General features: G+C 38.3%; 20 protein-coding genes, 2 tRNA genes and 1 other RNA gene. 14 read left to right on the top strand and 9 right to left on the bottom strand.

Features of this window, described 5'->3' with window-relative positions:
- Positions 1 to 6: 6 nt before the first annotated feature.
- Entirely contained in the window at positions 7 to 1713 is a 1707-nt protein-coding gene (locus AC5YCE_RS12620; protein WP_496172273.1) for a tetratricopeptide repeat protein, read from the bottom strand.
- A gap of 75 nt (positions 1714 to 1788) precedes the next feature.
- On the opposite strand from AC5YCE_RS12620, the gene hemA reads away from it, so the two are divergent.
- Positions 1789 to 3072: a glutamyl-tRNA reductase gene (gene hemA / locus AC5YCE_RS12615; RefSeq protein ID WP_496125176.1), complete on the top strand. Its 1284-nt coding sequence runs from the start codon at positions 1789 to 1791 to the stop codon at positions 3070 to 3072.
- 72 nt (positions 3073 to 3144) lie between these two features.
- Here hemA and AC5YCE_RS12610 read toward each other — a convergent pair whose 3' ends face one another.
- Together AC5YCE_RS12610 and AC5YCE_RS12605 are read right to left on the bottom strand one after the other, a co-directional pair.
- A complete protein-coding gene (locus AC5YCE_RS12610; protein ID WP_496172272.1) occupies positions 3145 to 5094 on the bottom strand; it encodes a DNA primase in 1950 nt (649 codons plus the stop codon).
- A gap of 123 nt (positions 5095 to 5217) precedes the next feature.
- A complete protein-coding gene (locus AC5YCE_RS12605; RefSeq protein ID WP_496172271.1) occupies positions 5218 to 6231 on the bottom strand; it encodes an outer membrane protein assembly factor BamD in 1014 nt (337 codons plus the stop codon).
- Positions 6232 to 6302: 71 nt separating this feature from the next.
- Between AC5YCE_RS12605 and rluD the strand changes: the two genes are divergently transcribed.
- The 5 genes from rluD to AC5YCE_RS12580 all read left to right on the top strand — a co-directional run bounded on the left by rluD (position 6303) and on the right by AC5YCE_RS12580 (position 12136).
- A complete protein-coding gene (rluD, locus tag AC5YCE_RS12600) occupies positions 6303 to 7355 on the top strand; it encodes a 23S rRNA pseudouridine(1911/1915/1917) synthase RluD (protein WP_496172270.1) in 1053 nt (350 codons plus the stop codon).
- Between the two features lie 124 nt (positions 7356 to 7479).
- Positions 7480 to 8220, top strand: a complete 741-nt coding sequence (gene pgeF, locus AC5YCE_RS12595) for a peptidoglycan editing factor PgeF (RefSeq protein WP_496172269.1) — start codon at positions 7480 to 7482, stop codon at positions 8218 to 8220.
- 55 nt (positions 8221 to 8275) lie between these two features.
- Positions 8276 to 8821, top strand: a complete 546-nt coding sequence (locus tag AC5YCE_RS12590; protein WP_496172268.1) for a flavodoxin family protein — start codon at positions 8276 to 8278, stop codon at positions 8819 to 8821.
- Positions 8822 to 8984: 163 nt separating this feature from the next.
- A complete protein-coding gene (locus tag AC5YCE_RS12585) occupies positions 8985 to 10277 on the top strand; it encodes a hypothetical protein (RefSeq protein WP_496172267.1) in 1293 nt (430 codons plus the stop codon).
- Positions 10278 to 10558: 281 nt separating this feature from the next.
- Positions 10559 to 12136, top strand: a complete 1578-nt coding sequence (locus AC5YCE_RS12580) for a hypothetical protein (protein ID WP_496172266.1) — start codon at positions 10559 to 10561, stop codon at positions 12134 to 12136.
- A gap of 53 nt (positions 12137 to 12189) precedes the next feature.
- Here AC5YCE_RS12580 and smpB read toward each other — a convergent pair whose 3' ends face one another.
- Positions 12190 to 12666 carry an SsrA-binding protein SmpB gene (smpB, locus tag AC5YCE_RS12575; protein WP_496125169.1) on the bottom strand — a complete coding sequence of 159 codons (477 nt, stop codon included), beginning with the start codon at positions 12664 to 12666 and terminating at the stop codon, positions 12190 to 12192.
- Positions 12667 to 12804: 138 nt separating this feature from the next.
- On the opposite strand from smpB, the gene coaD reads away from it, so the two are divergent.
- From coaD to AC5YCE_RS12555, 4 genes are all read left to right on the top strand, one after another.
- Positions 12805 to 13296 carry a pantetheine-phosphate adenylyltransferase gene (coaD, locus tag AC5YCE_RS12570; RefSeq protein ID WP_496172265.1) on the top strand — a complete coding sequence of 164 codons (492 nt, stop codon included), beginning with the start codon at positions 12805 to 12807 and terminating at the stop codon, positions 13294 to 13296.
- Position 13297: 1 nt separating this feature from the next.
- On the top strand, positions 13298 to 13561 hold the full coding sequence (locus tag AC5YCE_RS12565) for a YfhL family 4Fe-4S dicluster ferredoxin (protein ID WP_496125167.1): 264 nt from the start codon (positions 13298 to 13300) through the stop codon (positions 13559 to 13561).
- A gap of 28 nt (positions 13562 to 13589) precedes the next feature.
- Positions 13590 to 13971: RNase P RNA component class A (gene rnpB / locus AC5YCE_RS12560), an RNA gene on the top strand.
- Positions 13972 to 14043: 72 nt separating this feature from the next.
- Positions 14044 to 14120: transfer RNA gene (locus AC5YCE_RS12555), tRNA-Met, on the top strand.
- 282 nt (positions 14121 to 14402) lie between these two features.
- Here the strand turns inward: AC5YCE_RS12555 and AC5YCE_RS12550 are convergent.
- Positions 14403 to 14804: a hypothetical protein gene (locus AC5YCE_RS12550; protein WP_496172264.1), complete on the bottom strand. Its 402-nt coding sequence runs from the start codon at positions 14802 to 14804 to the stop codon at positions 14403 to 14405.
- A 162-nt stretch (positions 14805 to 14966) separates the two neighbouring features.
- On the opposite strand from AC5YCE_RS12550, the gene AC5YCE_RS12545 reads away from it, so the two are divergent.
- Positions 14967 to 15043: transfer RNA gene (locus AC5YCE_RS12545), tRNA-Met, on the top strand.
- A gap of 96 nt (positions 15044 to 15139) precedes the next feature.
- Here the strand turns inward: AC5YCE_RS12545 and AC5YCE_RS12540 are convergent.
- The 3 genes from AC5YCE_RS12540 to AC5YCE_RS12530 all read right to left on the bottom strand — a co-directional run bounded on the left by AC5YCE_RS12540 (position 15140) and on the right by AC5YCE_RS12530 (position 18651).
- Positions 15140 to 16180: a hypothetical protein gene (locus tag AC5YCE_RS12540; protein WP_496172263.1), complete on the bottom strand. Its 1041-nt coding sequence runs from the start codon at positions 16178 to 16180 to the stop codon at positions 15140 to 15142.
- The gene (locus AC5YCE_RS12535) at positions 16173 to 17798 is read right to left on the bottom strand and encodes an NAD+ synthase (protein ID WP_496125164.1); all 1626 of its coding nucleotides are present in this window, start codon (positions 17796 to 17798) and stop codon (positions 16173 to 16175) included. Before AC5YCE_RS12535 ends, AC5YCE_RS12540 begins: the two co-directional genes overlap by 8 nt.
- Positions 17799 to 18165: 367 nt before the next feature.
- The gene (locus AC5YCE_RS12530; protein WP_496172262.1) at positions 18166 to 18651 is read right to left on the bottom strand and encodes a hypothetical protein; all 486 of its coding nucleotides are present in this window, start codon (positions 18649 to 18651) and stop codon (positions 18166 to 18168) included.
- 401 nt (positions 18652 to 19052) lie between these two features.
- Between AC5YCE_RS12530 and AC5YCE_RS12525 the strand changes: the two genes are divergently transcribed.
- From AC5YCE_RS12525 to AC5YCE_RS12515, 3 genes are read left to right on the top strand one after another with little or no spacing between them, the layout of a single operon-like run.
- Entirely contained in the window at positions 19053 to 20006 is a 954-nt protein-coding gene (locus tag AC5YCE_RS12525; RefSeq protein ID WP_496125162.1) for a metal-dependent hydrolase, read from the top strand.
- Positions 20007 to 20036: 30 nt separating this feature from the next.
- Positions 20037 to 20882: an SDR family NAD(P)-dependent oxidoreductase gene (locus AC5YCE_RS12520; protein WP_496125161.1), complete on the top strand. Its 846-nt coding sequence runs from the start codon at positions 20037 to 20039 to the stop codon at positions 20880 to 20882.
- Between the two features lie 58 nt (positions 20883 to 20940).
- On the top strand, positions 20941 to 22755 hold the full coding sequence (locus AC5YCE_RS12515; RefSeq protein WP_496125160.1) for a flavin-containing monooxygenase: 1815 nt from the start codon (positions 20941 to 20943) through the stop codon (positions 22753 to 22755).
- 209 nt (positions 22756 to 22964) lie between these two features.
- On the opposite strand, the gene gltA is transcribed toward AC5YCE_RS12515, so the two are convergent.
- The gene (gene gltA / locus AC5YCE_RS12510) at positions 22965 to 24239 is read right to left on the bottom strand and encodes a citrate synthase (RefSeq protein ID WP_496125159.1); all 1275 of its coding nucleotides are present in this window, start codon (positions 24237 to 24239) and stop codon (positions 22965 to 22967) included.
- Positions 24240 to 24921: the final 682 nt, after the last annotated feature.

Here is a 24921-nt window from a genome sequence, read left to right as displayed (position 1 = left end):
GCGCGCTCATTGGAAATTTTCAGGTAACAATAAACCATTCAACTGTTCTAATTGAGGATCATTCGGATGATTTTGTTGGAGTTGTTGTAACAAATGACTAAATTCAGGCAGTGAGCCCTGCATATAGAGAGATTTTGCTAAGCGAACGCCAATATTAACGCTCTGACTGAGTTGATAAGCTTTAGCGAGCACTTGAGATGCGGTCTTAAAGTCATTTTGTAAAAAAGTAATATAACCCAATGTGTCTAAAATTGAGGCTTGATCTGGTGCGCTTTCTAGAGCTTGTTCTGCATAACTTCTTGCTTCGTCTAAGCGTCTATTTTGCAAAGCTAAAGTATAAGCATAGGCATTGAGATAATTTGGATTGTTGGGCTCAATGATCATGAGTTGTTTAAGTGTGCTGTCAAGTCGTTCACGTTCAGTAAATGGATCTAACAGTAAAACTTGAGAATAGAGTAACTCAGGATCATCAGGTAAGTTTTTAGCGGCCTCTTTGAGTAAACCCAGTGCAGCTTTTTTATTGCCCATACGTTTTAAAATTTCAGCTTGAGCTTGATATAAGAAACTCGCATGTTGCGGGTAGTTGACACGTTCTTGCGTCAAAAAACGCAGCATATCATTCAGTTTATCTTGTTTCTCGTAGATCGAAATCAAACTGCGACGTGACACCATATAAAGATTGCCATCTACTAAACGGTAATAGGCTTTCGCGGTCTCAAGGTGCTGTTTTCGTTCTGCATTTACTGCAAGGTAGTAATATGCATCGTTCTGATATTTTGAAGAAGAGCGTAATTGAATCAAGAATTGTTCAGCTTCATCGTATTGTTTTAAATCAATCGCGGTTAACCCAGCGATAAATAAAGCCTCTTCAGCATCGGGCCATTTTTTGATGATTCTTTTTAGCTTATCCAGCGCAAGCTCTGCTTCATTGAGCTTAATGAGAAAACGAACTTGCGCTAAATTCACCTCTAAATTATTACGATTTTTTCGACTACTTTTTTCAAACCATTTGAGTGTGGCATCCGTATCACCCATTGCCATAAGTAAATTGGCTTTTAAAAGAATAAATCCGGTCACTTTAGGGCGTTTTCTGAGTGCTTTATTAATAGTAATAAGGGCTTGCTCAACATCGCCATTTTTAGCTTCAAGGCTGGCAATTAAAGCCAATAAAGAGGGGTTGTTGCGCTCTTTACTTTTACTCAGTGTGTTAAGTAGATTGAGCTGGTCTTCATCAGATTCTGGTGCGATCCCTTCAAGAATCAATTCTAAATCAGAGTCGGGATCAATCTGTAAAATACTGTCAAGAACATCCGCAGCCAATTCATATTCATGAGCTTTTAGAGCAATGTGTGCTAAATAAAATTTTGCGGGGACATCTGTGGGTTCTTGAACCACCCAATGCGTGGCAATATTTAATGCCGCTTGTAAGTCATTTTCATCTAAAGCAATGTTCAAAGCACGTTGTTTGATCGCAGTTGAATTACTTCGGATTGCGAGTACAGTATAGTTGTGTAAAGCAGTGGTTGTATCATTTGCGGCAATAGCAAACTCTGCCATCATGGTTTGTTGGATAGCATTTCGATTTGATTGTGCATGATAATTTTCTTCAGATGCTCTAATATGAGCACTGTAAGTCATGCTACCCGCCAACAAGATTGTGGTAGAATACTGCTTAATTGTCATGCCGTTGATTCGGCTATTTATTTGACGCAAATTTTTATCCAAGTAATGCTTTTTATGACACCTTTATTGCACAATAGCATAAATTTAGTGAATTGATGATCTGATATGTCTTTCTTTGCATTGGGTGTCAACCATCAAACCGCGTCTGTTGAGTTGCGTGAGCAAGTCGCTTTTAACCCTGAAAAGTTAAAAGAGCTTTTGCTTGAGCAAAGTCACGACCAGACTTTGAATGACATGGTGGTGGTATCAACCTGTAATCGCACCGAAGTCTATGCTATGGCAGAAAACGCTGACATGGTACTCGAGTGGCTTGCAGAGAAAAATGGTATTGATGTAAACCAGTTGTCACACCATGTATATCGTCATGAAAATGCTGATGCGGTAACGCATTTAATGCGCGTTGCAAGTGGACTGGATTCATTAATGTTGGGTGAGCCTCAAATTATGGGGCAAGTCAAATCAGCATTAAATATCTCTAAAGAATCTGCGGTTATTTCACCGAATTTAAATCGAATATTTGAATATGCATTCTATGCTGCTAAACGTGTCCGCTCTGAAACAGCGGTAGGTAGCCATGCTGTTTCTATGGGTTATGCAGTTGCTCAACTGGCGCTACAGGTGTTCAGTCAACCTGAAAAACTGACTGTGATGGTCGTTGCAGCAGGCGAGATGAATAGCCTTGTTGCAAAACATCTGGCTGAAATGGGTGTTGCAAAGATCTTAATCTGTAACCGTGGTCGAGAACGTGCTGAATCATTGGCCTCTGAAATCTCGCATCGCGTTCAAGTCGAAATTATTCCATTTGATCAACTGGCACAAAACTTACATCGTGCGGATGTTATTTCAAGCTGTACAGGCAGTTTGCATCAAGTGATTGCTTATGATGATGTCAAAAAAGCACTCAAGCAGCGTCGTTATAAACAGATGTTGATGGTGGATTTGGCTGTTCCACGTGACATTGAGCCTAAAGTTGAACAGCTAGATGGTGTGTATTTGTATGGGGTGGATGACCTACAAACGGTGATCGATGAAAACTTAGCACAACGTCGCCAAGCGGCAGTTGAAGCTGAAGTCATGGTCAATCAGCTCGCAACGCAATTGATTGTTCAGCAGAAAGTGAATCAAGCTGGACCGATCATCAAATCTTACCGTGATCAAGGTGAGCAGAAAAAAGAACAAGAGTTGAATTTGGCGCTTGAGCGTTTAAAGTCGGGTGAAAATGCTGAATTGGTCATGCAAGAGTTCGCACACCGCTTGACTCAAAAACTATTGCATCCAACGTCTTTGTTATTACGTGAAGTGGCTAAATCTGAAGATCCTGCGCATTTTGAAGGATTGAAAGACAGTTTGGATGAAATTTTCCATAAGCAACGTAAAGTGAAAAGGTAATTGATAGACTGTTAATCTGCCTTCAATACAAAAAATAGTTCAGTCAAACAGCTAAAACTTTAAAAATATGATTTATTCGTTGAGTAGCCTTAAACCAATACGTTTGGTTAAGTCATTCAACTGTTGTCTAAGGTGTCTCGACTCGATCAAAGAAGCAGGTTTCTTTAGTTTTTGGCGTAAAAACTTTTCTTGTAAAGAAAGTGAGCATTCTGAGGCTAATTTATCCGCCATTTCAGGAGCTTGTGTTAGAGCTTGAATATTGGTTCTATTCATAATTTCAGCAATTTCCATATGGAAAGCACTGCAAGCACCTAAAATGTAATAGGTTGCCAGTTCTTGGTCATCGGGCAGATCATCAAAGATATGATTGAAAATCGCTAAAATTTGTGCCAACAGTTCACTTTCAGGCAAATAAGCACGTAAGTTTTCAAAATGAATATACAGAAAAGGGTGGTGCATCAGCATGGCCACTGCAAAATCTTCATCTTTAGTCCGAATATTAAAAGACAATGATGCATCAAGACTGATTTGAGGCTGCCATTTTTTATTAAAGCCTAATTTTTCTTTAAAAAATTGGCGAATCAAATAACGATACGAGCCATGCTTAGGCATCAATTCAGTCAGTTGATTCAGCTCGGCCATGACCTGACTTTTGCCTTCAGGTGTCGTAATCTCATATTGTTGACTGAGCAATGCAAAGATAAAATCTGAAAGAAGGGGCGCTTGTTGCCACAGTTGATTAAAAGTCTCTAAGCCTTCTTTTCTCACCAATGAATCAGGGTCATGCTCTTTGGGCATGATAAAGAATTTAAGTTCACGACCGTCATTCAATAAAGGTAAAGCGATTTCTAAGGTTCTTCGCGCTGCCTTTTGACCCGCAGCATCGCCATCAAAAGCAATGGTGATTTGATTATTTTGCTTAAATAAGGTGCTGAGGTGGTCAGCATTACTGGCTGTACCCAATGTCGCAACTGCCCCTGGAATACCAGCTTGTTGTAAGGCAATTACATCCATATAGCCTTCCACCATGAGCCAATTTTGCGCTTTCAGCTTACGACCTTCATACAGGCCATAAAGTAATTGGTTTTTGTGAAAGACTTCAGAGTCGGGTGAGTTAATGTATTTCGGCTTCATTTCGTCATTTAAAGCGCGACCACCAAAACCGACCACACGACCTTTGGCATCTCTGATCGGGAAAATCACACGTTCACGAAGTAAGTCGAAGTCACGACCGCTGTCACTGGTACGAATCAAACCGAGGAGTTTTAAGCCTTCAATATCCTGAGGGAAGGTTTTTTCTAAATGTTGCCAATCTTCAGGGGCATAACCTAAACGCCAATACTTTACGGTTTCAGCACTTAGACCACGATGTCTAAAATACTGTTGTGCAATTTTACTGTTTGGCAGTTGCTTCTCATAATATTGAGCAACGCTTTCAAGCAGATCATACAAATTTCCGTCTTGAGGAACCTGTTGATCATATTGATCTGCAAAAGCCAAATCAGAATGCCCGAAATCTGATCCATCAAATTCAGCATAGTTTTGGAATGCTTCAAATGGATCGGAATAATGATCTAGAGTCTCATTCTGTTGGATTGTTGCATTATCTTGTGGGTTGGTTTGTTGAACGCCTTGCTGATCACTTTGTTGTGTTCTAGGTGACGATGCTTGAGCTATTTTCGGTTTAGCGGTTTCACGCTTATAAGATAATTTTTTTGAATCAAAATTATCTTTAGGGAGTTCAATTCCAGACTGGCTTGCGAGATCTTTCATGACATCGACAAAGTTACGATTGTCGATGTCCATTAAAAAGCGAATAGCATTACCATTGGCCTGACAGCCAAAACAGTGGAAATACTGCTTATCACGATAGACGTGAAAAGAGGGGGACTTTTCTTGATGAAAAGGACAACAGCCTGAATAGGTACGACCTGACTTTTTTAATTTCACACGTTGACCAATCAAATCGACAATATCGGTACGATCTAAAATTTGATCTATGGTGTGCTGAGGGATTGCCATATTAAAAAGTCAGTGTCTAAAACATGAATAAGATGGCTAGTTTAACGCATTGTCACGTTATTTTATCCAGTTTCACATATAAAAAAAGCGGGAAATCATTCCCGCTTGATTCAAACACTAGAATTATTGAGTGCGTTGCGGATCGTATAAACTTTCGTTTACAGGTGCACTTTCGACATTTGAGTCTTTATTCCCTAATAGACCAAAGCTGAAACGATTTAACAAGCTAGGTGATGTCTCTTTGGTTTTCTCAACTTCAGTGGTTTCTGTATTTTGAGCGCGCGCTTCACGACCTAAAATACCTAAAGTGGCTTTGTTCAGCCAGTTGCTATCACGACGTGCAGCACGTAAATTCACTTCGCCGTTTGATCTCACCATATTTGGATGGTTAAGTTTTAAAACGTCGATGTACTGTTGTGCAGTCGCATTATCCCCCAGTTTTTGATAACCATATGCCATGGTTGCTAGTGCTTCAGGAATTTGTGGCGTTTGTGGGAAATGTTCAACCACCCACTGAGAACGTTCAATCGCGGCTAACCATGCTTTACGTTTTAAGTTAAAGCGAGCAGCATTCATTTCACTTTCAGCCAACTCTTGACCGATAAATTTCATGCGCTGTGCAGCATCTACAGCATATTGACTGCTTGGGTGACGGCGAATGAAATCAACAAAATTTTGGTAGGCTAATTTTAAATAGCTGACATCACGATGCGATTGTTGGAGTGATGTATAACGAATTAAGCCATCATAGTTTTGTTCCATATTCGCCACGCCGCGTACATAGTAAGCGTAGTCCACATTCGGGTGTTGTGGATTTAAACGAATAAAACGATCAGCCAGTGCAACAGTTCCTTCATAATCTTTTTGCTTGAATTTTGTGTAAAGCAAATCAAGTTGAGATTGTTGCGTATATTGTCCCGTTGGGAAATAAGTTTCTAATGCTTCTAATGATTTTGCAGCATCGCCGTACTGTCCACGATCCAATGATTTCTGTGCTTTATCATAATAAACTTGTTCACTTGATTGAGGGCCTGTGTCGACTACCTCTTTCTTTGGATTACTGCTACAGCCAACGAAAGTAGCTGCTAAACCTAGCGATAAAGCAAGCATTGTAACTTTATAACGTGGTAGCGACATAAAAATTCCTCTGTTTATACGGGCAATAGGCTACAATTGCACTATTAAACCACTTTTGTCCGAATGAGCAAATGACTTCAGCACAATCTTCTAATTCTAATTTCCCAGAAAATGACTTCAACTTAATTGAAGATTCTGAGGATGCAGATAATCACAATTCAGCTTCAACTGCAACACGTTTATCGTTGCAATTTCAATTGGATGAGAGCTATTTAGGTCAACGTATTGATCAAGTTGCTGCAATCGTTTGGAATGATTTTTCTCGTGAAAAATTAAAACAATGGATGAAAGATGGTCATCTGTTGGTGAATGGTAATGTTGTTAAACCGAAATATAAATGTGAAGGCAATGAAATGCTTACATTGGAAGTAGAGCTTGAAGCACAGACCACTTTGCAACCTGAAGATATTCCATTAGATGTGATTTATGAAGATGATGACATCTTAGTGATCAACAAGCCTGTGGGTATGGTTGTACATCCGGGTGCGGGTAATCCAAATGGTACATTGGTCAATGCACTCCTTCACCATTTTCCAAAATCTGCTGAATTATCACGTGCAGGTTTAGTTCATCGTATTGATAAAGACACCAGTGGTCTTTTGGTTGTAGCGAAAAACTTAGAAGCACAATTCTCTTTAAGCAAACAGCTTGCTAAAAAATCGGTTTATCGCGTTTACGATTTGATTTGCTATGGCAATATTATTGCAGGTGGTACGATTGATGAACCGATTAAGCGTCATCCTGTAGATCGTGTAAAAATGGCGATTCTTCCAGGTGGACGTGATGCGGTCACTCATTTTAACGTGAAAGAGCGTTTCCAGAATTTCACGCGCGTTCAGGCTCAGCTTGAAACGGGTCGTACCCACCAAATCCGTATTCACTTCACCTATATTGGTTTCCCTTTAGTCGGTGATCCAGTCTATGTAAGTCGTGTCAAAGTTCCGGCGGGTGCATCAGAAGCGTTAGCAACTCAATTACGCTCGTTTAAGCGTCAAGCTTTACATGCAACCAAGTTGGGTCTTGTGCATCCAAAAACGCAAGAAGAGATGCAATTTGAAGCGCCATGGCCAAATGACTTTGTTCAACTGTTAGAAACATTACGTACAGAAAATAAGGCATATTAATCGAACGATCGTTTGCTTATGCTCTAAATGGGATCGATTGTATGGCTAAAGAAGCTATTAGAATTGATCCCATTTGCTTTTAGGGTTTAGAAATAGAAAGTTCAGAAATAGAAGGAGATTATGTATGCGATTTGTTCAAGGACTGCCAAAGGGTGTATATGCGGGGCAAACCCAAATCAAACATCCTAATGCATTAGCAACTTCTGTCACTGAACTTGCAGGATTTAATCTCGCTTTGCATGTACAAGATGATCCTTTACGTGTGCAACAGCATCGTATGGCATTGCTTGAAGATTTTGCCGAATTCGGTGTTGATAAGATCACATGGATGACGCAAACCCATAGCACGATTTGTTTAACTATCAATGATCAAATACCATTTGAAGCACTTGAAGGTGATGGCTTGGTCACTCAAACTAAGTCACATGCTTTAATGATGATGACAGCCGATTGTTTACCGATTGTTTTGGGTAATGCCGAAGGCACCGAAGTTGCCAACTTACATGCAGGTTGGCGTGGATTGGCAAATGGGATTATTGAAAACACTATTGCTGAGATGACGAGTAAAGCATCTTGGGCTTGGATGGGTGCCGCGATTAGTCAACCGTGTTTTGAGGTGGGAGTAGAGGTCAAGCAAGCATTCTGCAATAAATATCCAGAACTTGAAATTGCATTTGAGCAAGGGATTGCAGACGGTAAATTTCAAGCGGATCTTTATGCAATCGCCCAATATATTTTGCGCCAAAACGGCGTCCAAACTGTACTGGGTGGTGATCAATGTTCATACCAGCAAGCCGATCAATATTTTTCGTATCGCCGTGAAGCAAAAACAGGTCGCATGGCGACATTTGTATTTATGCAATAGGCATTTATATGGGTGTTAATGCTAAACTATCCTTACACTGTCACTATGTCGTCCTATGTCTGATCTAACTCCGTCTATTGCTATCGTTTATCACAGCCCTTATGGTCATACCGCTAAAGTTGCTCAATACATCGCTCAAGGTGTAACACAGGCTCAAATCAGTGTTGTATTGATGACGATTGATGATATTGATTGGGATGCACTTGATCTGGCGGATGCGATTGTATTTGGGTGTCCTACGTATATGGGAAGTCTGACTTCAGGACTGAAACAGTTTATGGAGCAATCTTCTAAGCGTTGGTTGGCACGTTCGTGGCAAGGTAAGCTGGCAGCTGCATTTACCAATGGCGGTGGACTCAGTGGTGATAAGCTCGCGGTACTTCAACAAATTAACTTGTTTGCGATGCAACATGGCATGCTATGGACAGGTTTACCATTGATGCCAACAGGACGCGATAATCACGATCTCAACCGTATGTCGAGTTTCTTAGGCTTAATGACGCAGTCGGACAACGCCTCTGTAGAAATCACGCCACCTCAAGGTGATTTAGATACTGCAGTTTGGTTTGGAAAGTATATTGCAGAATTGATTAGACGATAAAATTTTCTAATTGATTATAATATTTGAATTTTTGTGTTTAATGGCATCAATTGATACAAATAATGTTAAACAAGTCATAAAATCTGGCATATTCTTGATTATAATAAATCAAGCATAGTCTTGGGATAAGATTATGCAAAAAATAAGAATGCTGGAGAAAATAATGGTCTTAAAAAGATCACGCAATGGAATACGTTTTTTAATCCCTTTAGTGTGCGGATTATCCTCAATTTCAATCGTTCAAGCCGACACATTACAGGCTATGGACGATGTAGCCCTTTCAGATGTAACAGGCCAGGCTTTAATGAGTTTATCTTATATTGCACCCACAGATTCAGCCAATAAAATGTCAGGTCAAGGTGTCGGTTTCTATAAATTAGGCATGGAAGCTGAACTTGAACTGAATGCGAATATTAAAAAACTACAACTGGGTTGTGGTGGTGTAAATGGTGCAGGTGGTTGTGACATTGATATTGATAATTTGAGTCTAAGTGGTTTATCAGAGACACGTGATGGGCGTGTAGGGTCCTCTGCGAAACTGACCAATCCTTTCTTAGAATTTGCGATTAAAAATCCAGATACAGCTTCTACACGTGAAGTTGTTGGCTTGAGGCTGAGTGCTGAAAAAGCGTTGGGGTTATTGACGTTGGGTGATGAAAACTCAGATAAGCCAAATGGGATTAACTCACTTAGTGGATATATGAAAATCAATCCTTCGACAGGGACGGCCTATACTGCTCCAAGAAATATGACTTATGCAGATACGGGTATGACGATTGATGGGAATGTTGAGGCTTGTGTACTTTTTATCTGTCCTACATTAGGTTTTAAATCAAATGACTATAGCCTTGGACTAAAATCTGCAAAAGCGGATATTTTTTTAAACGGTACTACCGTGAATGGAACTCGAATGTCTTCTGTAAATTTGGGGGGCTATGCAAATATTCATCAGTTAGATTTTAATGGTGATTTGAAGGCGGCGCTAAATATTACTGCAGGTTTATTAAAGCTTCAGAAAGAAGTTGATGGTAATATCACGGGGCTTAAAGCTAATATTACAGTAGATCAGAATCTTGGTTATATTCATGCTTTGAAAGTGAATAACCCGATGTCTTTATCTCTTCAATCGCAAAAAATTTGGTGGCCCAAAGCTGATGCTGCAGCAAATACAGGTTGGTGGTTGGCTTTTGATGATGCGATTGATATTGGTAATGTAACGCCCACGGATCAGATCCAAGTTACTAATGATGTTTTAAAGCAAGTTGTTAATCCAATTAGTAATTTCATTAAACAAAATCCTCCAAGATGTGGTTTGTTAAACTGCTTGTTTGGTGATGCACTAACAGTAGGTAATGTACACTTACCGAACACATCTTTAGATTTTCCTTTAAAGAATTTGCAACTTACAAATCAAAGTTTTGCCCCAAACTGTTATGGAAACTTAAAGTTTTGCTGATTTTATTTTGATAAAGCCCCTTTAAAAGGGGCTTTTTTTTTATTTTCAAAATGCCACTAGTCGGAATTTATGATTGAAAAATAAACAATGTTGAAAATAAAAAAAAAGAATTGAAATTAGGCGTTTATATTAACTAAATAAAGAGAAGTATTTCTTAAAGTTATAATTATAGAAAACCGTTAATAGGTTAATGCTTTTTAATCATAATTATAAATGATACATATTGAATGTGCTCAAGGAATAAGCACTGATAAAAATAAAATTAAAGATGGAGAATGATCATGGTCTTAAAAAGATCAGTGCATATATTCAGTATTTGTCTGCCACTGACTTTAGGTATAAGTTCATTTACCTTTGCAAATAGTCAGCTGAAAACATTAACAGATTCGGAGTTGGCGGATGTGAATGGTCAGGCTTTGATGAGCTTGTCTTATCTTGCTCCTACAGATAATGCCAATCCAATGAAAAATATCTTCAATAACAACGTTGGTTTTTATAAGTTAGGTTTGGAAGCTGAACTGAATCTGAATGCTAATATTAAAAATCTGCAATTAGGATGTGGTGGTGTTAATGGAAAAGATGCATGTGATATCGACATCAAAAACCTAGCATTGAGTGGGTTGCCTGACTCTTATGATACAGATGGTGTCCCTATATTTAATAATGGGCGTGCCTCAACCAGTGGGTCAATTACCAATCCATTTATGGAATTTGCAATTGCCAATCCAAATTCAGCATCAACCCGTGAGGTTAAAGGTGTACGGTTTAGTGCAGAAAAAATCTCAGCTTTGTTGTCCGCCGGTTTAGAAAATGGAACGACATCTTCAACTACAGATGGTATACAGCGTCTCAGCGGTTTTATGCAGGTTGCTGGAACTACAGGTACAGCACAAACACAAGAAGCAAAATTTGGTTTAGCGAGTAAAGAACCTGGTGCAGGGGTAAATGATCAGCAACTCGAAGGGATTGCACATCTGGAAGTATGTCTAACCTCACTTTGTTTAATCAAACCCATTAATACAGATATTAAGTTTGTAAGTCGTACAGGTTCTGATAGTACAGGGATTACAGTGCCGTCTGTTTCAACCAATTTTGTACTAGAGCCTTTTACTGTAAATGGTAAACGGCAAACTCAAGCTGAGATTTATGATATTCGAACCAAGTTAGATACCATACCAATTGCACCGAATGGCGATCCAAGGTATCCAAGTTCAATGTTTGCAAATGATCAACTACGTGTGGATTTATCTTGTGATGCGCCAAGTTCAAACTTATCGTGTGATCTAACAACCTTACTTAAAGCAAATGCTAAGTTTAAAATGTCGGATGGCTCTGCAATCAATAACCTAAATTTGAAAATTGATTTCATTCAATCTTTAAGTATGTTTCACAATATTCCATTGACAGGCACAGGTGGGTATTTATCCTTACAAGATATTCCTCTGTTATGGCCAGGTGCTAAAATTTCAAGTTCAGACTCAAATAATAATAATTTAAGTACGATGTCAGGGAATACAGATGTTGCTCAGCCGGGTTGGTGGATGTCTTTTAATGATCCCGTTCAACTTGGCCACTTAAATGTAACGCAGCCCATTATTTTAGATAACAATACGCTTAAGCAGGTTGCTGAGAGAGTTTCGCAGACTTTAATGCAAACATCATCAGAGACACCTCAAGCTAAAGTCGTCGGTATTGGTGAGTTGATCGCATTACTTGCTGATCAACCTTTATCTTCCAAAGTGGTTGCGAATTTGGATTCCGCAACTCAAGCAAATCCAGTCTATTTACAGTTACAAAACCAAAGATTAGCCAATCAAACAGTAAAGTCTAACTGCTATGGCACATTAAAGTTCTGCTGATCAAATTGATGAAGAATAAAAAACCGCCAATTAGGCGGTTTTTTATATGTGTATTACTTGTGGAAAATTCGAGCTTTATCACGTTGCCAATCACGGTCTTTTTCTGTGGCACGTTTATCGTGAAGTTGCTTACCTTTAACCAAGGCAATTTCGAGCTTAACCAAACGTCCTTTCCAATAACATGCCAAAGGCACACAGGTATAACCTTTTTGGTTAATCGCACCTTGAAGTTTTTCAAGTTCACGACGTGAAAGGAGTAGCTTACGTGTCCGAGTCGCTTCAGCAACAACGTGCGTCGAGGCTGAAAGAAGTGGCTGAATTTGAGCACCAAAAAGAAAGGCTTCATCACCTTTAAAAATAATATAACTTTCAGTAATCGACATGCGACCAGCACGAAGTGATTTGACTTCCCAACCTTGTAACGATAAACCTGCTTCAAATTTTTCTTCAATAAAATAATCGTGGCGCGCACGTTTGTTCAGCGCAATCGTTCCACCATTATTCTTTTTTACGACAATTGATTTCGACATAATACTAATATTCCGAGATTACATGTATTTTGCCTTAAACTTGGCTTGAGGTGAAGTGATTTCAGGTATAACAGTAGTTCGCTATGAAACAAGTTTTTGTTAAACTATGTTCACATAATAAATCTTGAGTATAAATGGATGTCTAAAACTCGCGTCATCTATCCTGGAACATTTGATCCAATTACAAATGGTCACGTTGATTTAGTGACTCGCGCAGCGAAAATGTTTGATGAAGTCGTTGTAGCCATTGCGATTGGTCATCATAAGAATCCTGTATTTAGCTTGGATGAGCGTGTGGCGCTAGCGAAAGCTTCACTCAGTCATTTGTCGAATGTTGAATTTGTTGGTTTTGATGGTCTATTGGTTAATTTTTTCAATGAGCAAAAGGCAACCGCCGTACTTCGAGGTTTAAGAGCTGTTTCCGATTTTGAGTATGAGTTTCAGCTTGCGAACATGAATCGTCAACTTGATTCAAATTTTGAAGCCGTATTTTTAACTCCTTCAGAACAATATTCATTTATTTCATCCACACTTGTGCGTGAAATTGCCCGTTTAAATGGTGATGTAACCAAGTTTGTGCCTAAAGCTGTGGTTGAAGCATTTGAGCGGAAACATCAACAAGGTTGGTAGCGTGTCTTTATATATAACAGATGAGTGCATCAATTGTGATGTATGTGAGCCTGTGTGTCCAAATGAAGCGATTTATATGGGTGAATTGATTTATGAAATTCACCCCGACTTGTGCACTGAATGTGTGGGGCATCATGACCAACCGCAGTGTGCATTGTTTTGTCCTGTAGATTGTATTCCTCTCGATCCGAACCATACAGAATCACAAGATCAATTGATGGAAAAGTATAAAAAGTTAATTGCTCAAAAAAGCGCGAGCAATTAAGTTCAAAGTTTGTTAAGATGCGCGACTTGAAGTGAGCTAGACGATCGCTGCTGCGTAGATCTTCGTGATTGAAACAGGGGAGGAAAGTCCGGGCTTCATAGGGCAAGGTGCCAGGTAACGCCTGGGGGGCGAAAGCCTACGGAAAGTGCAGCAGAGAGTAGACCGCCACTTTGCAACTGATCTTCGGGTCGGCCTAGAGAGTGGTAAGGGTGAAAGGGTGCGGTAAGAGCGCACCGCATGACTGGTAACAGTTCATGGCATGGTAAACCCCACCGGAAGCAAGACCAAATAGGAATCCATTAGGCATGGCCCATGCTGGATTCGGGTAGGTCGCTTGAGCGTATGAGTGATTGTACGCCTAGAGGAATGATCGTTCACGACAGAACCCGGCTTATCGGCTCACTTCATCAAAATTTGATCAAACGGTGCGGATATTACTTGACGAATATTATAATCAAGTAGATAATGCGCCCACAGTTTACGGCTATGTAGCTCAGTTGGTTAGAGCACCGCACTCATAATGCGGGGGTCACAAGTTCAAGTCTCGTCATAGCCACCATTTTTATAGACCACACTCACTAGTGTGGTCTTTTTTTATGTGTAAATTAGAAATTATTTTATAATCTAAAAGCTAACGATACGAATTTTATTGCAAATCTTTTGGGTAAGTTTTTTGAAAATTTATTTTCATGATGCATAATTTATGCTTAAGAGCTAGATAAAGAGATGAATCAAAACTGATGTATATATAACGTGTAGCAAAATTTAATTTTATTCTGTGAATATGTATAACCTGACTCAGCAAAAAGTTAGTTAAAAGACAGAATGATGTATCTCTTGTTTAGTCACATTCTACTTGACTAGCATCAAGTTTAACTTTAGGAAACTCTTGATCAAATTTTTCAAGAATTCTGTTTTTATCGGTCAAATTGAAAATTTGGTCTTGCAGTTGTTCAATTTTCTTAGCTGTTAAGTGTTGCTTTGCACAATACAACGCAATTGCATTTTGTGTACGGATTTTAATTTTGTCATTTTCTGTGATTTGGTCAATTCTGACAAGTTTTTGTTGCGCACGGCTTAACTGCGCAAGACTTCGCTTTTGCTGCATAGATAGAAATATTTGTGAATTAATCCATTTTGCAACGTCCATACGGACACCGTGATATTCTACAAATATAGGGCTGATGAGTTGACAACCACTGACTAGGCTGATGAGTAAAATGGGCAATAAAATTTTTATCATTTTTGCATCATCTTCAATTTATAAATCCATTTTAAAGATAATTTTCACTTAGTATGGATTAATTTTAGACACATAGTGCATGTTTGTTTAAACACTGAACATTAGTGAGTATTACTGCTTGACGCGACCATAAGAACTTTAGATAATGCGCGCACAGGTTACGGCTATGTAGCTCAGTTGGTTAGAGCACCGCACTCATAATGCGGGGGTCACAAGTTCAAGTCTCGTCATAGCCACCATTTTTATAGACCACACTCACTAGTGTGGTCTCTTTTTTTGTGCATAAAAACTGAAATAAATAGAATAGTCGCGTAATCACTCATTCAGAGATATTGTTATAATTTATTCGATTCACTATGCTGGCTTAAGTATGCTTGAATCTGTTGCTGCGTGTCAGCATGGCTAAAATAAGGTTCGACCAAAGATAAAATAATAGGATCGAGTAAGCTCTTATCATTCAATGCTTTCATGGTAAAAGGAATAAATCGATCAGCCTCCTCGTATAAATCTGATTCATTTATACCGACAGCAAGCAATAATTCTTGAAGGCTATATTCGCCAAAATAACCATAAAATGAAGAGACAACACTCAAAATAATGTTTTGCATTTGCGGTGTTTCGCGCAATTCTTTCCAAGTTTCATAGACTAAAATAAAGAAATCTTCTAAGTCTATAGATTGAATTTGGGAAATAGCATCTTTAAACGTTCTCGTTTTGACTTCAGACCAAATATCTAAGCAGATTTCAGCGAGTTCTTGACTCGGTAAGGTGATGATATAACTCAGTTGTTTGAGAATCACTTGAGCAAGCTGTTTCTCAAGTTTGAGTTCAACATTGTGTTGTTGTTCTTGCACAAAGCTAAGTAGCTTAGCACTGAGCCCTTGTTGCTTAATATTCAGCTTACGTAATTGATCAAGCCAAGGTGTATTGCTTTCTAAAATTTGATTGGCTAAATGTAGGCTGATGAGCTGTGCTTTGGGGTTTTGACTAATACTTTGCTCAAGATAATTTCGAGCTTGTTCTAATTCTAAGATCTTATAAAGCCATGTTTCAAAAGATTGATCTGAAATGAGGGTATTGATCGTTGAGTGATTAGCGATAATCAACTGATGGATTTTTTGTGCAACAAAGCCAATAAACTCAAGTAATTCAGGACCTAAGTTGAGGTCAAAAGCATATTTTGAAACAACATCATGGAGTTGTTCTAATTGAATCACTTCATTGAGTTGAATTTGATCCGCTTGAATAAAGATCTGATCAATAAATTGCTTGAGATAGGGGCTATTTTTATGTTCTAAAAGTTGTTTTTTAATAAACTGAACCTGCCCAAGCATAAGCGCTTGAGCAAGTTTTGAAGCGAGTGTCTGATTAGACACCTGCTTTCCATCCATTTACGATTGGATAGCGACGTTCACGACTGAATGCACGTGAGCTAATACGCGGTCCAATTGCACCTTGACGACGTTTATACTCATTACGATCAACCAGTTGAATGACTTTAATCACAACCTCTTTATCGAAGCCTTTTTCAATGATGTCATCTTGACTCATATCTTCCTCAAGATAAGCATAAAGAATCGCATCAAGAATGTCATAAGATGGTAATGAGTCTTGATCTTTTTGATCTGGGCGTAATTCAGCTGATGGTGGGCGAGTGATCACACGCTCAGGAATAACAGGCGTTTCCTCTAAGCTATTACGGTATTTTGCAAGCTCAAAAACAATCGTTTTATAGACGTCTTTCAGGACTGCATAACCACCGACCATATCGCCATAAAGAGTACAGTAACCGACAGACAACTCAGATTTATTGCCTGTAGATAAAACAAGATTACCAAATTTGTTCGATAAGCCCATTAACAATGTTCCGCGTGCACGCGCTTGAAGATTTTCTTCAGTCGCATCTGCGGGTGAGTTACCAAAGAATGGAAACAAGGTTTGCATAAAGCTATTTACGATTGGATGAATTTCGGCAATTCCGAACGTCACACCCATGCGTTTTGCTTGTTCAGTTGCATCTTCAACACTGATTTGAGAGGTATAAGTGTAAGGCATCATCACAGCTTGAACTTTATCTGCACCAATCGCATCAACAGCAATGGCAAGGGTTAAAGCAGAATCAATGCCACCAGATAAACCTAAAATCACACCAGGGAAGCCAGAGCGCTGAACGTAATCACGTGTACCAAGTACAAGGGCTTGATAAATTTCAGCCATGGTATCTAAGGCAGGCGCTTTTTCAGTAATTTTATAAGCTTTATTTTCGATTTCATACTCAACAGTATAAAGATCTTCTTTGAAGCTTGGCGCTTCTAAAGCGACTTCACCTGCATTGGTAATGACAAAGCTTGTACCATCAAAAATCAAATCATCCTGACCACCCACTTGGTTGGTATAAACGATATTGATATTCAGCTGACGAGCAAGCTCTTTTAAAGTCAAGATACGGTGTTGTGGCTTACCGACTTCATAAGGAGAAGCATTCAGCACCAACACAGTTTCAACATTCAGCTGTGCAATTTGTTGAGCTGTTTCGAGCTTCCAAATGTCTTCACAGATTAATACGCCAAATTTATGACCTAGATATTCAAAGATTAGGTGCTGATGACCCTCGCTAAAGTAGCGTCTTTCATCAAATACGCTGTAATTCGGCAAGTTTTGTTTATTGTAAACACCCAATACTTGCCCATCTTTCATGACAGCAGCAGAATTATAACGTTCACCATTTTCAGCTTGATTGACAAAGCCAAAAACCAAAACGATGTCTTTGACGTCTGCAAGTTGCTCAAATGCAGATGCTGTACGTTTGGTTAAGCTGGGACGTAACAATAAATCTTCAGCAGGGTAGCCGATTGTTGATAATTCAGGGAAAACAATTAAATCTACATTTTGCTTTTTAGCTTCATTTGCAAGTTCAATCATTTTTTGAACATTAGCTTCTATATTTCCAGTATGTGGAGAGAATTGAGCAAGAGAAACTTTAAAACTTTTCATTTAAACAAGATCCTATTCCTATAGGGTGAAAATATACACAAAATGCTGATTTGTATCGATATAATTGTACAGCTGTGTGTGTTGGATAGTACTACACTGCCAAAGGGCTAAAATTTAAATCATTACGAAGACATAAAAAATTATTTCTTACATGAACAAATCTGACTCTTCTGTATTCTATCTAAAAATAAATCATATACTAGCGTTACATGGTGAATATTCAACATTAACAGTACATTTCATGGATATTTTAATCACGGATGTTTTCTGGATAAATATATAAAAATGCAGTTGAATGTTGAAGTGAATCCTTCATTGAGAAATCATTTCATTACAGGTCTATATTTGGGCATGTGATACTTCAATCTTAAGATAAAATAATATTATCAATTTTCCCTAAAAAAATGTCTTTAGCAATGTCACCTTGTTGTTCGATATTGTATTCAAAGAATTTTTTATTTTTTTCTAATTTGTATTTGTACGGATCATACTTTTTAAAGCTCAGAAAATAAGCCGTCTGAAGAAATGCGCCTTTTAATAATACATTAATATTCTGCTGATATTGGTAGATATGCGCCATCTCGTGGATAAATACAGCTTGGTAGCCTAAACTTTGCTTACTGTAATCACTTAAGTAATTTAAACTTCGTGCATGAATATAACCCGTGGGTGCCATAAAGACATGAATGGATTGCCATGGTAGATAGGGGTGATTCATCACTTTCACTTCATCATAGCGAATAAGATGTCCAAAAACCTGTTGGCAAAGTTTAATTTCTCCCACAGTTAATCCACGGCAACGAAATCGTTGCATTTTCAAAATACGAATTAATAAATTCCAGAAAAGTTGCATCAATATCCTTAAAATGATGTTCAATCATTTTTTATTCTTGATTTAAACATTTGCTAATAGAAAGTAGATCTGAAGTGTATTTTTTACTCAAGGAATACTTATCTCATTCTACACTAGGATTTAACACAGCGACTCTTCAGCGGTTCAAATCTCTTACCTTAGCTCCTATCGATTTTAAGACGCCAAAGTAAAAATGTCCTTTAATGATATAGATATAGATTCTAAAGAAAAATAATCACCAAGATTGTCTGACAAGTTATCGCTTAGGCATAATTTGCACATTAAAAAGGACATTTTTGCACATTGTAATGTTCATATTTGACTTAAATTTTAGCAAAAGGATGATTCAATCACGTTTTTGTGAAGTTGAATTTAATGTTTAATTCAGTAGAGTATTCGACATGTTAATCACTCAGCCTATAAAAAAAATATCTAAAGTTTTTTCTGGTCGAAAATTTGATCCAGCGAAACAGTCTAAAATAATTCCTATTCGCCATATGAAGTTTGATTTTGATCCTAAACTGATTGATCCTAAATTTTATATGAATGCTGAGCTTGCAAGTGCATATTTTGCATCGTTATCCATTTTCTTAACATTGGGTGAAGACTTGGTCATTGATACGGCTCGATATCATCGTGATTTTATCAAAGATCCTTTGCTTAAACAGCGTGTAACCTCTCTGATTGGACAGGAAGCAATTCATTCTAAAATGCATGAAGAAATGAATGAAGCTTATAAAGAGATTGATTTACCAGTGCAATTCTTTCGCTTCTTAGCACATTATGTTTTTGAATACGGGTTTAACCGCTTACCTCAACCCATGAAATTGTCTTTAATGGCAGGGATTGAGCATTTTACCGCAGTGCTTGCCGAATATATGATGAATCATGAAGAGATATTCTTTCGATCTCAAGATGAAAAACAACGTGCGATTTGGATGTGGCACATGCTAGAAGAATCTGAGCATAAAGATATTGCGTATGATGTTTTTCAGACACTTTCAGACAACTACTTATTACGCATTGCAGGTTTCTTCCCTGCATTGATCACGATTCTCGTGCTTATCTCTGCTGCTTCAACGATTGTGCCGTTCTATCGCAAGCCAAGTAATTTGGTGAGTTTAAGCTATTGGAAAGATATTCCACGCAGTTTTAGTTTAATTTTTGGTTTAAAAGATGGTGTTTATGGTAGTTCAATTAAACATATCTTTGATTATTTACGTCCAGATTTTCATCCGAATGATCATGATACGTCTGAATTCCTTGAATACTACAAAGAGAAATTACTTAATCCAGAAACTGGTTTGTTAACCCCATATCTTGTGAAAGAGTTCACGCCAGCACTACGTAGTTAATCAATAAATATAAAAAATGGATGATTGAAGATGGGATTATTTTCAAAAAAAGTGAAGCCGAGTCAAAATGCTTATGCAGTTGTGACTGGAGCAGGGAGTGGAATCGGACGAAGTTTTGCTATGGAGTTAGCAAAACGAGGTGGACACATTATTTGTGCAGATATTAATTTACCTGCTGCTGAAGAAACTGTGCAATTGATTCAATCTGAAACTGGTCAAAAAGCTTTTGCTATAAGGTGTGATGTTGGAATCAAGGAAGAAGTGCAGTCACTTTCGGAACAGGCTGAAAAATTATTGAATCATCCTGTATCACTCGTCATTAATAACGCGGGTGTTGGGTTAGGTGGTCGTTTTGATGAAGTGTCTTTAGAGGACTGGCAATGGTGTATGCATGTCAACCTGTGGGGAGTAATTCACGGATGTCATTATTTTGTGCCAAAATTTAAGAAACAAGGCTATGGTGCAATTATTAATGTTGCATCTGCGGCGGGCTATACTGCAGCGCCTGAAATGACGGCGTATAACGTGACTAAATCAAGTGTGTTGGCGCTTTCAGAAACATTATCAGCTGAACTTTATCCAGATAATATTCGTGTCAATGTGCTTTGTCCCACGTTAGTACCCACCAATATTATGAAAAATGGTCGCTTACCGTCAAAATATTCAGGCTTAGCGGATAATTTGCTTCAGAATCACGCCTTCGTGACCAGTGATCAGGTGGCACAAAAAACACTGAATAATTTAGACGCTGGAAAGTTGTATACGATTCCACAACCCGATGCAAAACTCTTTTGGCTCATGAAACGTGCTTCACCCGCACTCTATGCAAAGGTACTGGGTATGGGATATCCATTATTTAAAAAATACGTCAAATAAGAAGCTCTCAAGCTATGTTGAATGTGAAGCTCTGCAGTAAATTGATAAGAGAACAAGTATGCCAAATAAAAAAACAGTGAAATCAAAGATCGTCGTCGCTCAAAAACAGCCAGTGGATACAAATGACGCTCAAATTGAATCAAATGGCGTTGTAAAAGCAACAGATGTAAATGTCGTCGATACGGCTAGTGCTAATGTCAGTATTGAGAGCGCTGGAAAGAATCATGTGGTTGAAGATGCAGAGTTGGGCACTTTAAAAAAAGATCAAGACACTCTTGCTGATATAAAAAGTCAGCAAGATTCACAGAAGCAAAAAGACTCAGAGAAGCAAAAAGAATTACGAAAACAAAAAGATTCAGCTCAGGCAAATACTCATAAGCAAAAGAGTGAAGATATTGCCTTATTTGATCAGGATTCAGGTGCACATATTTACGACACCATTGTTGTTGGGGCAGGTATATCAGGTATCGCTGCAGCATATAAAATGAATCAAGTCGGTTATCACGATTACGTGGTACTTGAGAAAGCAGATCGAGTAGGCGGGACATGGCGTGATAACAACTATCCAGGGTGCGGATGTGATGTGCCGTCTGCGCTCTATTCTTTTTCTTTTGCGCCAAGTCATCAGTGGAGTCATTTATTTGCTAAGCAGCCTGAAATTTTAAGTTATTTGGAAGATGTTGCTACAAAATTTGATCTCAATAAAAAAATCAAATTTAATCATGAATTGATTAGTGCAAAATGGGATGATGCCAAAGGCATTTGGAATTTAGAAACATCCAAAGGTCAATATCAAGCAAAAACAGTGATGTTTACTACAGGTCCAATTACTGAGCCTTCAATGCCTAAGTTAAAAGGTATTGAAACTTTTAAAGGGGAAATGTTCCATTCTGCACGTTGGAATCATGACTATGATCTAACTGGTAAACGTGTTGCAGTGATTGGTACAGGTGCTTCAGCGATTCAATTTATACCCCAAGTACAACCACTTGCCAAAGAATTGTACGTGTTTCAAAGAACGGCGCCTTGGGTCTTACCTAAAGCAGATATGGATCTAAACGATACCGCGAAGAATATTATTAAACGCTTCCCCGTGATTCAGCAGGCTTGGCGTAACAGTATTGCTCAAATACTCAACGGTATTAACTTTGGTTTGCGTAATCCTAAGACCTTAAAGCCTGTGAATGTGTTGAGCCGTCAACTTTTGAAATTACAGATTAAAGATGATCAATTGCGTAAAGATGTAACGCCTAATTTTGATATTGGTTGCAAGCGTTTATTGTTTGCAAATAACTATTATCCTGCTTTGCAACAAGAAAATGTCAGTCTTATACCTCATGGGTTAGTTGAAATAGAGGGTAATACTGTTGTTGCTGCAAATGGCGAACGTCACGAAGTTGATGTCATCATTTGGGGAACAGGTTTTGAGGTCTCACATCCTCCGATTGGTAAACGTGTTTATGATGTAGAAGGTAAGTTACTTGCAGATCGATGGAAAGATTCATCTCCCGAAGCTTATCTTGGGACGAGTATAGAAGGTCTACCGAATGCTTTCTTGGTTCTGGGTCCGAACATCTTGGTTTATGATTCTTTTATTGGCATTGCAGAAGCTCAAATTGGTTATATCATTGATGGTTTAATCAAAATGAAGTCACAGAACATTAAAAAAATTGTGATCAAGAAGGATGTTATTGCTAAGCATAACCATCAGGTTCAAAAGCATCTGAAAACGACTGTATTTAACGCAGGCGGTTGTAAGAGTTACTATCTCGATGTGAATGGGCGTAACTTCGCTGCTTGGCCTTGGTCATTGAAAGAGCTTAGACGTCGTTTGAGCAAAATGGACTTAGATCACTATTCACAAGCTTCTTAATTTTTATTAGATTGATGCTGAAACCTCAAGTGAAACCGCACTTGGTTTTTTTACTTCTTACATACGTATGATATTAAAACTAGAATGAATAGGCGGTATTAATTTATCTTATTAAAACCAATCTAATCCTAACCATTCTAGTTCAAAAGTGAATTGAATAAAAAACCACCCAGAAGGGTGGTTTTTTGTGTCGATCAACGCTGTTCGAATTAACGAACGATGTCGCGTTGAACTTCGCCAGTGTAAAGCTGACGAGGACGACCGATCTTGTAAGGACCGCTGTGCATTTCTAACCAGTGGCTGATCCAACCAACTGTACGTGCAAGCGCAAAGATCACAGTAAACATTTCTGTTGGGATACCAATCGCTTTAAGGATGATACCTGAGTAGAAGTCTACGTTAGGGTATAGGTTACGTTTGATGAAGTATTCGTCAGAAAGAGCAATACGTTCAAGTTCCATAGCCAAAGCCAATTGAGGATCATTGATGCCAAGTGCACTTAACACTTCGTCACAAGTCTCTTTCATTACTTTCGCACGTGGATCGAAGTTTTTGTAAACTCGGTGACCGAAGCCCATCAGTTTAACTTCTTTAGTTTTCACTTTTTCCATGAAGCCAGCAACGTTGTCTACAGTGCCAATTTCATCAAGCATCTTAAGAACAGCTTCGTTCGCGCCGCCGTGAGCAGGACCCCAAAGTGCAGAGATACCAGCAGCAATACATGCATACGGGTTAGCACCAGTAGAACCAGCTAAACGTACAGTAGACGTAGAAGCATTTTGTTCGTGGTCAGCATGAAGCGTGAAAATACGGTCCATTGCTTTTGCAAGAATTGGATCAACTTTGTAATCACGATCCGCTGGAGTAGCGAACATCATGTACAAGAAGTTTTCAGCGTAGCTCAAGTCATTACGTGGGTAAACAAATGGTTGACCAACAGTGTACTTGTAGCTCCAAGCAGCTAAAGTAGGAATCTTCGCAATTAAACGGATCGCAGTGATTTCACGGTGATCAACGTTTTCAATGTCTAAGTTGTTGTGATAGAACGCAGATAACGCACCAACAACACCCACCATGATCGCCATAGGGTGAGCATCACGACGGAAGCCATTGTAGAAACGGCTCACTTGGTCATGAACCATAGTATGGTTGCGAACTTTAGCGTCAAATTCAGCTTTTTGTTCAGTTGTTGGAAGCTCACCATTTAACAATAGGTAGCAAGTTTCTAAGTAGTCAGCTTTAGTCGCTAACTGATCGATAGGGTAGCCACGGTGAAGGAGAACACCTTTACCACCATCAATGAATGTGATTTTAGACTCGCACGCAGCAGTAGCCATAAAACCAGGATCAAAAGTGAAGTGACCTGCGGCCAATACATCTTTAACGTCAATTACATCTGGGCCCAATGTGCCGCTGTAAATTGGTAAGTCAATTTCTTTGCCATCAAGCTGTAAAACGGCTTTTTTGCCAGTTGCTTCAGACATTCAATATATCTCCTGTCCTGGTGAATGTATAATCCGCCCCGAAATAATTCAGTATTTTCCTTGGGTGGACGGTTTCAAATTTGCTTTAAGATTAGTGAGTAGCCAAAAAAAGTCAATTATACTTATGGATAAAAATGACCTTCTCGAGTTGCTGTACTACTTGACAGTTAAACTACGGTTATATGTGCATTCACTAGTGCCGCAGTATAATAAGTCAAATTTCTTAACAGGTGCATAAAAAAAACCGCTTTAACGGGTATATTTTGACGTTTTGAATCATTCTCATGCTGTTTCCTCATTATTCTTATACATATCTTGTCTATATAAAAATAATTTTTATAAGGCTAATTTATTGATTTTAATATTGATCCTTTTAATTTTGAAAAAGATAAAATGATTGAAATATTTTTTTTCACTTTAAATCTTAATTTTTTAGAACGGGTGTTGTCTAAGCAATTAAAGATATCTATAAGCTTTAATAGCAATAGTATTAATAGGCGAGTTTAAAGAAATGAATTCAAATCATATTTAAGCTTGTTTAATTTGGAATCTAATGGTTTAAATCAAGCCATGAAATTAAGAGTAAAAATAAATTAAAAGAACTGTATATTCATTTTTCTAATACAAAGATGATTTAATAATTAAAATTGCTTATTTGCTTATAAGATTTTGATATTTATAA

The sequence above is a fragment of the Acinetobacter sp. CY79 genome (assembly GCF_059515845.1).
This window is presented reverse-complemented; position numbering and strand designations above follow the sequence as displayed.

Bases quoted from the DNA above. Each gene is read 5' to 3' on its own strand.
- hemA (WP_496125176.1), top strand. From the start codon at position 1,789: ATGTCTTTCTTTGCATTGGGTGTCAACCATCAAACCGCGTCTGTTGAG.
- AC5YCE_RS12610 (WP_496172272.1), bottom strand. From the start codon at position 5,094: ATGGCAATCCCTCAGCACACCATAGATCAAATTTTAGATCGTACCGAT.
- AC5YCE_RS12605 (WP_496172271.1), bottom strand. From the start codon at position 6,231: ATGTCGCTACCACGTTATAAAGTTACAATGCTTGCTTTATCGCTAGGT.
- rluD (WP_496172270.1), top strand. From the start codon at position 6,303: ATGACTTCAGCACAATCTTCTAATTCTAATTTCCCAGAAAATGACTTC.
- pgeF (WP_496172269.1), top strand. From the start codon at position 7,480: ATGCGATTTGTTCAAGGACTGCCAAAGGGTGTATATGCGGGGCAAACC.
- AC5YCE_RS12590 (WP_496172268.1), top strand. From the start codon at position 8,276: ATGTCTGATCTAACTCCGTCTATTGCTATCGTTTATCACAGCCCTTAT.
- AC5YCE_RS12585 (WP_496172267.1), top strand. From the start codon at position 8,985: ATGGTCTTAAAAAGATCACGCAATGGAATACGTTTTTTAATCCCTTTA.
- AC5YCE_RS12580 (WP_496172266.1), top strand. From the start codon at position 10,559: ATGGTCTTAAAAAGATCAGTGCATATATTCAGTATTTGTCTGCCACTG.
- smpB (WP_496125169.1), bottom strand. From the start codon at position 12,666: ATGTCGAAATCAATTGTCGTAAAAAAGAATAATGGTGGAACGATTGCG.
- coaD (WP_496172265.1), top strand. From the start codon at position 12,805: ATGTCTAAAACTCGCGTCATCTATCCTGGAACATTTGATCCAATTACA.
- AC5YCE_RS12550 (WP_496172264.1), bottom strand. From the start codon at position 14,804: ATGATAAAAATTTTATTGCCCATTTTACTCATCAGCCTAGTCAGTGGT.
- AC5YCE_RS12535 (WP_496125164.1), bottom strand. From the start codon at position 17,798: ATGAAAAGTTTTAAAGTTTCTCTTGCTCAATTCTCTCCACATACTGGA.
- AC5YCE_RS12530 (WP_496172262.1), bottom strand. From the start codon at position 18,651: ATGCAACTTTTCTGGAATTTATTAATTCGTATTTTGAAAATGCAACGA.
- AC5YCE_RS12525 (WP_496125162.1), top strand. From the start codon at position 19,053: ATGTTAATCACTCAGCCTATAAAAAAAATATCTAAAGTTTTTTCTGGT.
- AC5YCE_RS12520 (WP_496125161.1), top strand. From the start codon at position 20,037: ATGGGATTATTTTCAAAAAAAGTGAAGCCGAGTCAAAATGCTTATGCA.
- AC5YCE_RS12515 (WP_496125160.1), top strand. From the start codon at position 20,941: ATGCCAAATAAAAAAACAGTGAAATCAAAGATCGTCGTCGCTCAAAAA.
- gltA (WP_496125159.1), bottom strand. From the start codon at position 24,239: ATGTCTGAAGCAACTGGCAAAAAAGCCGTTTTACAGCTTGATGGCAAA.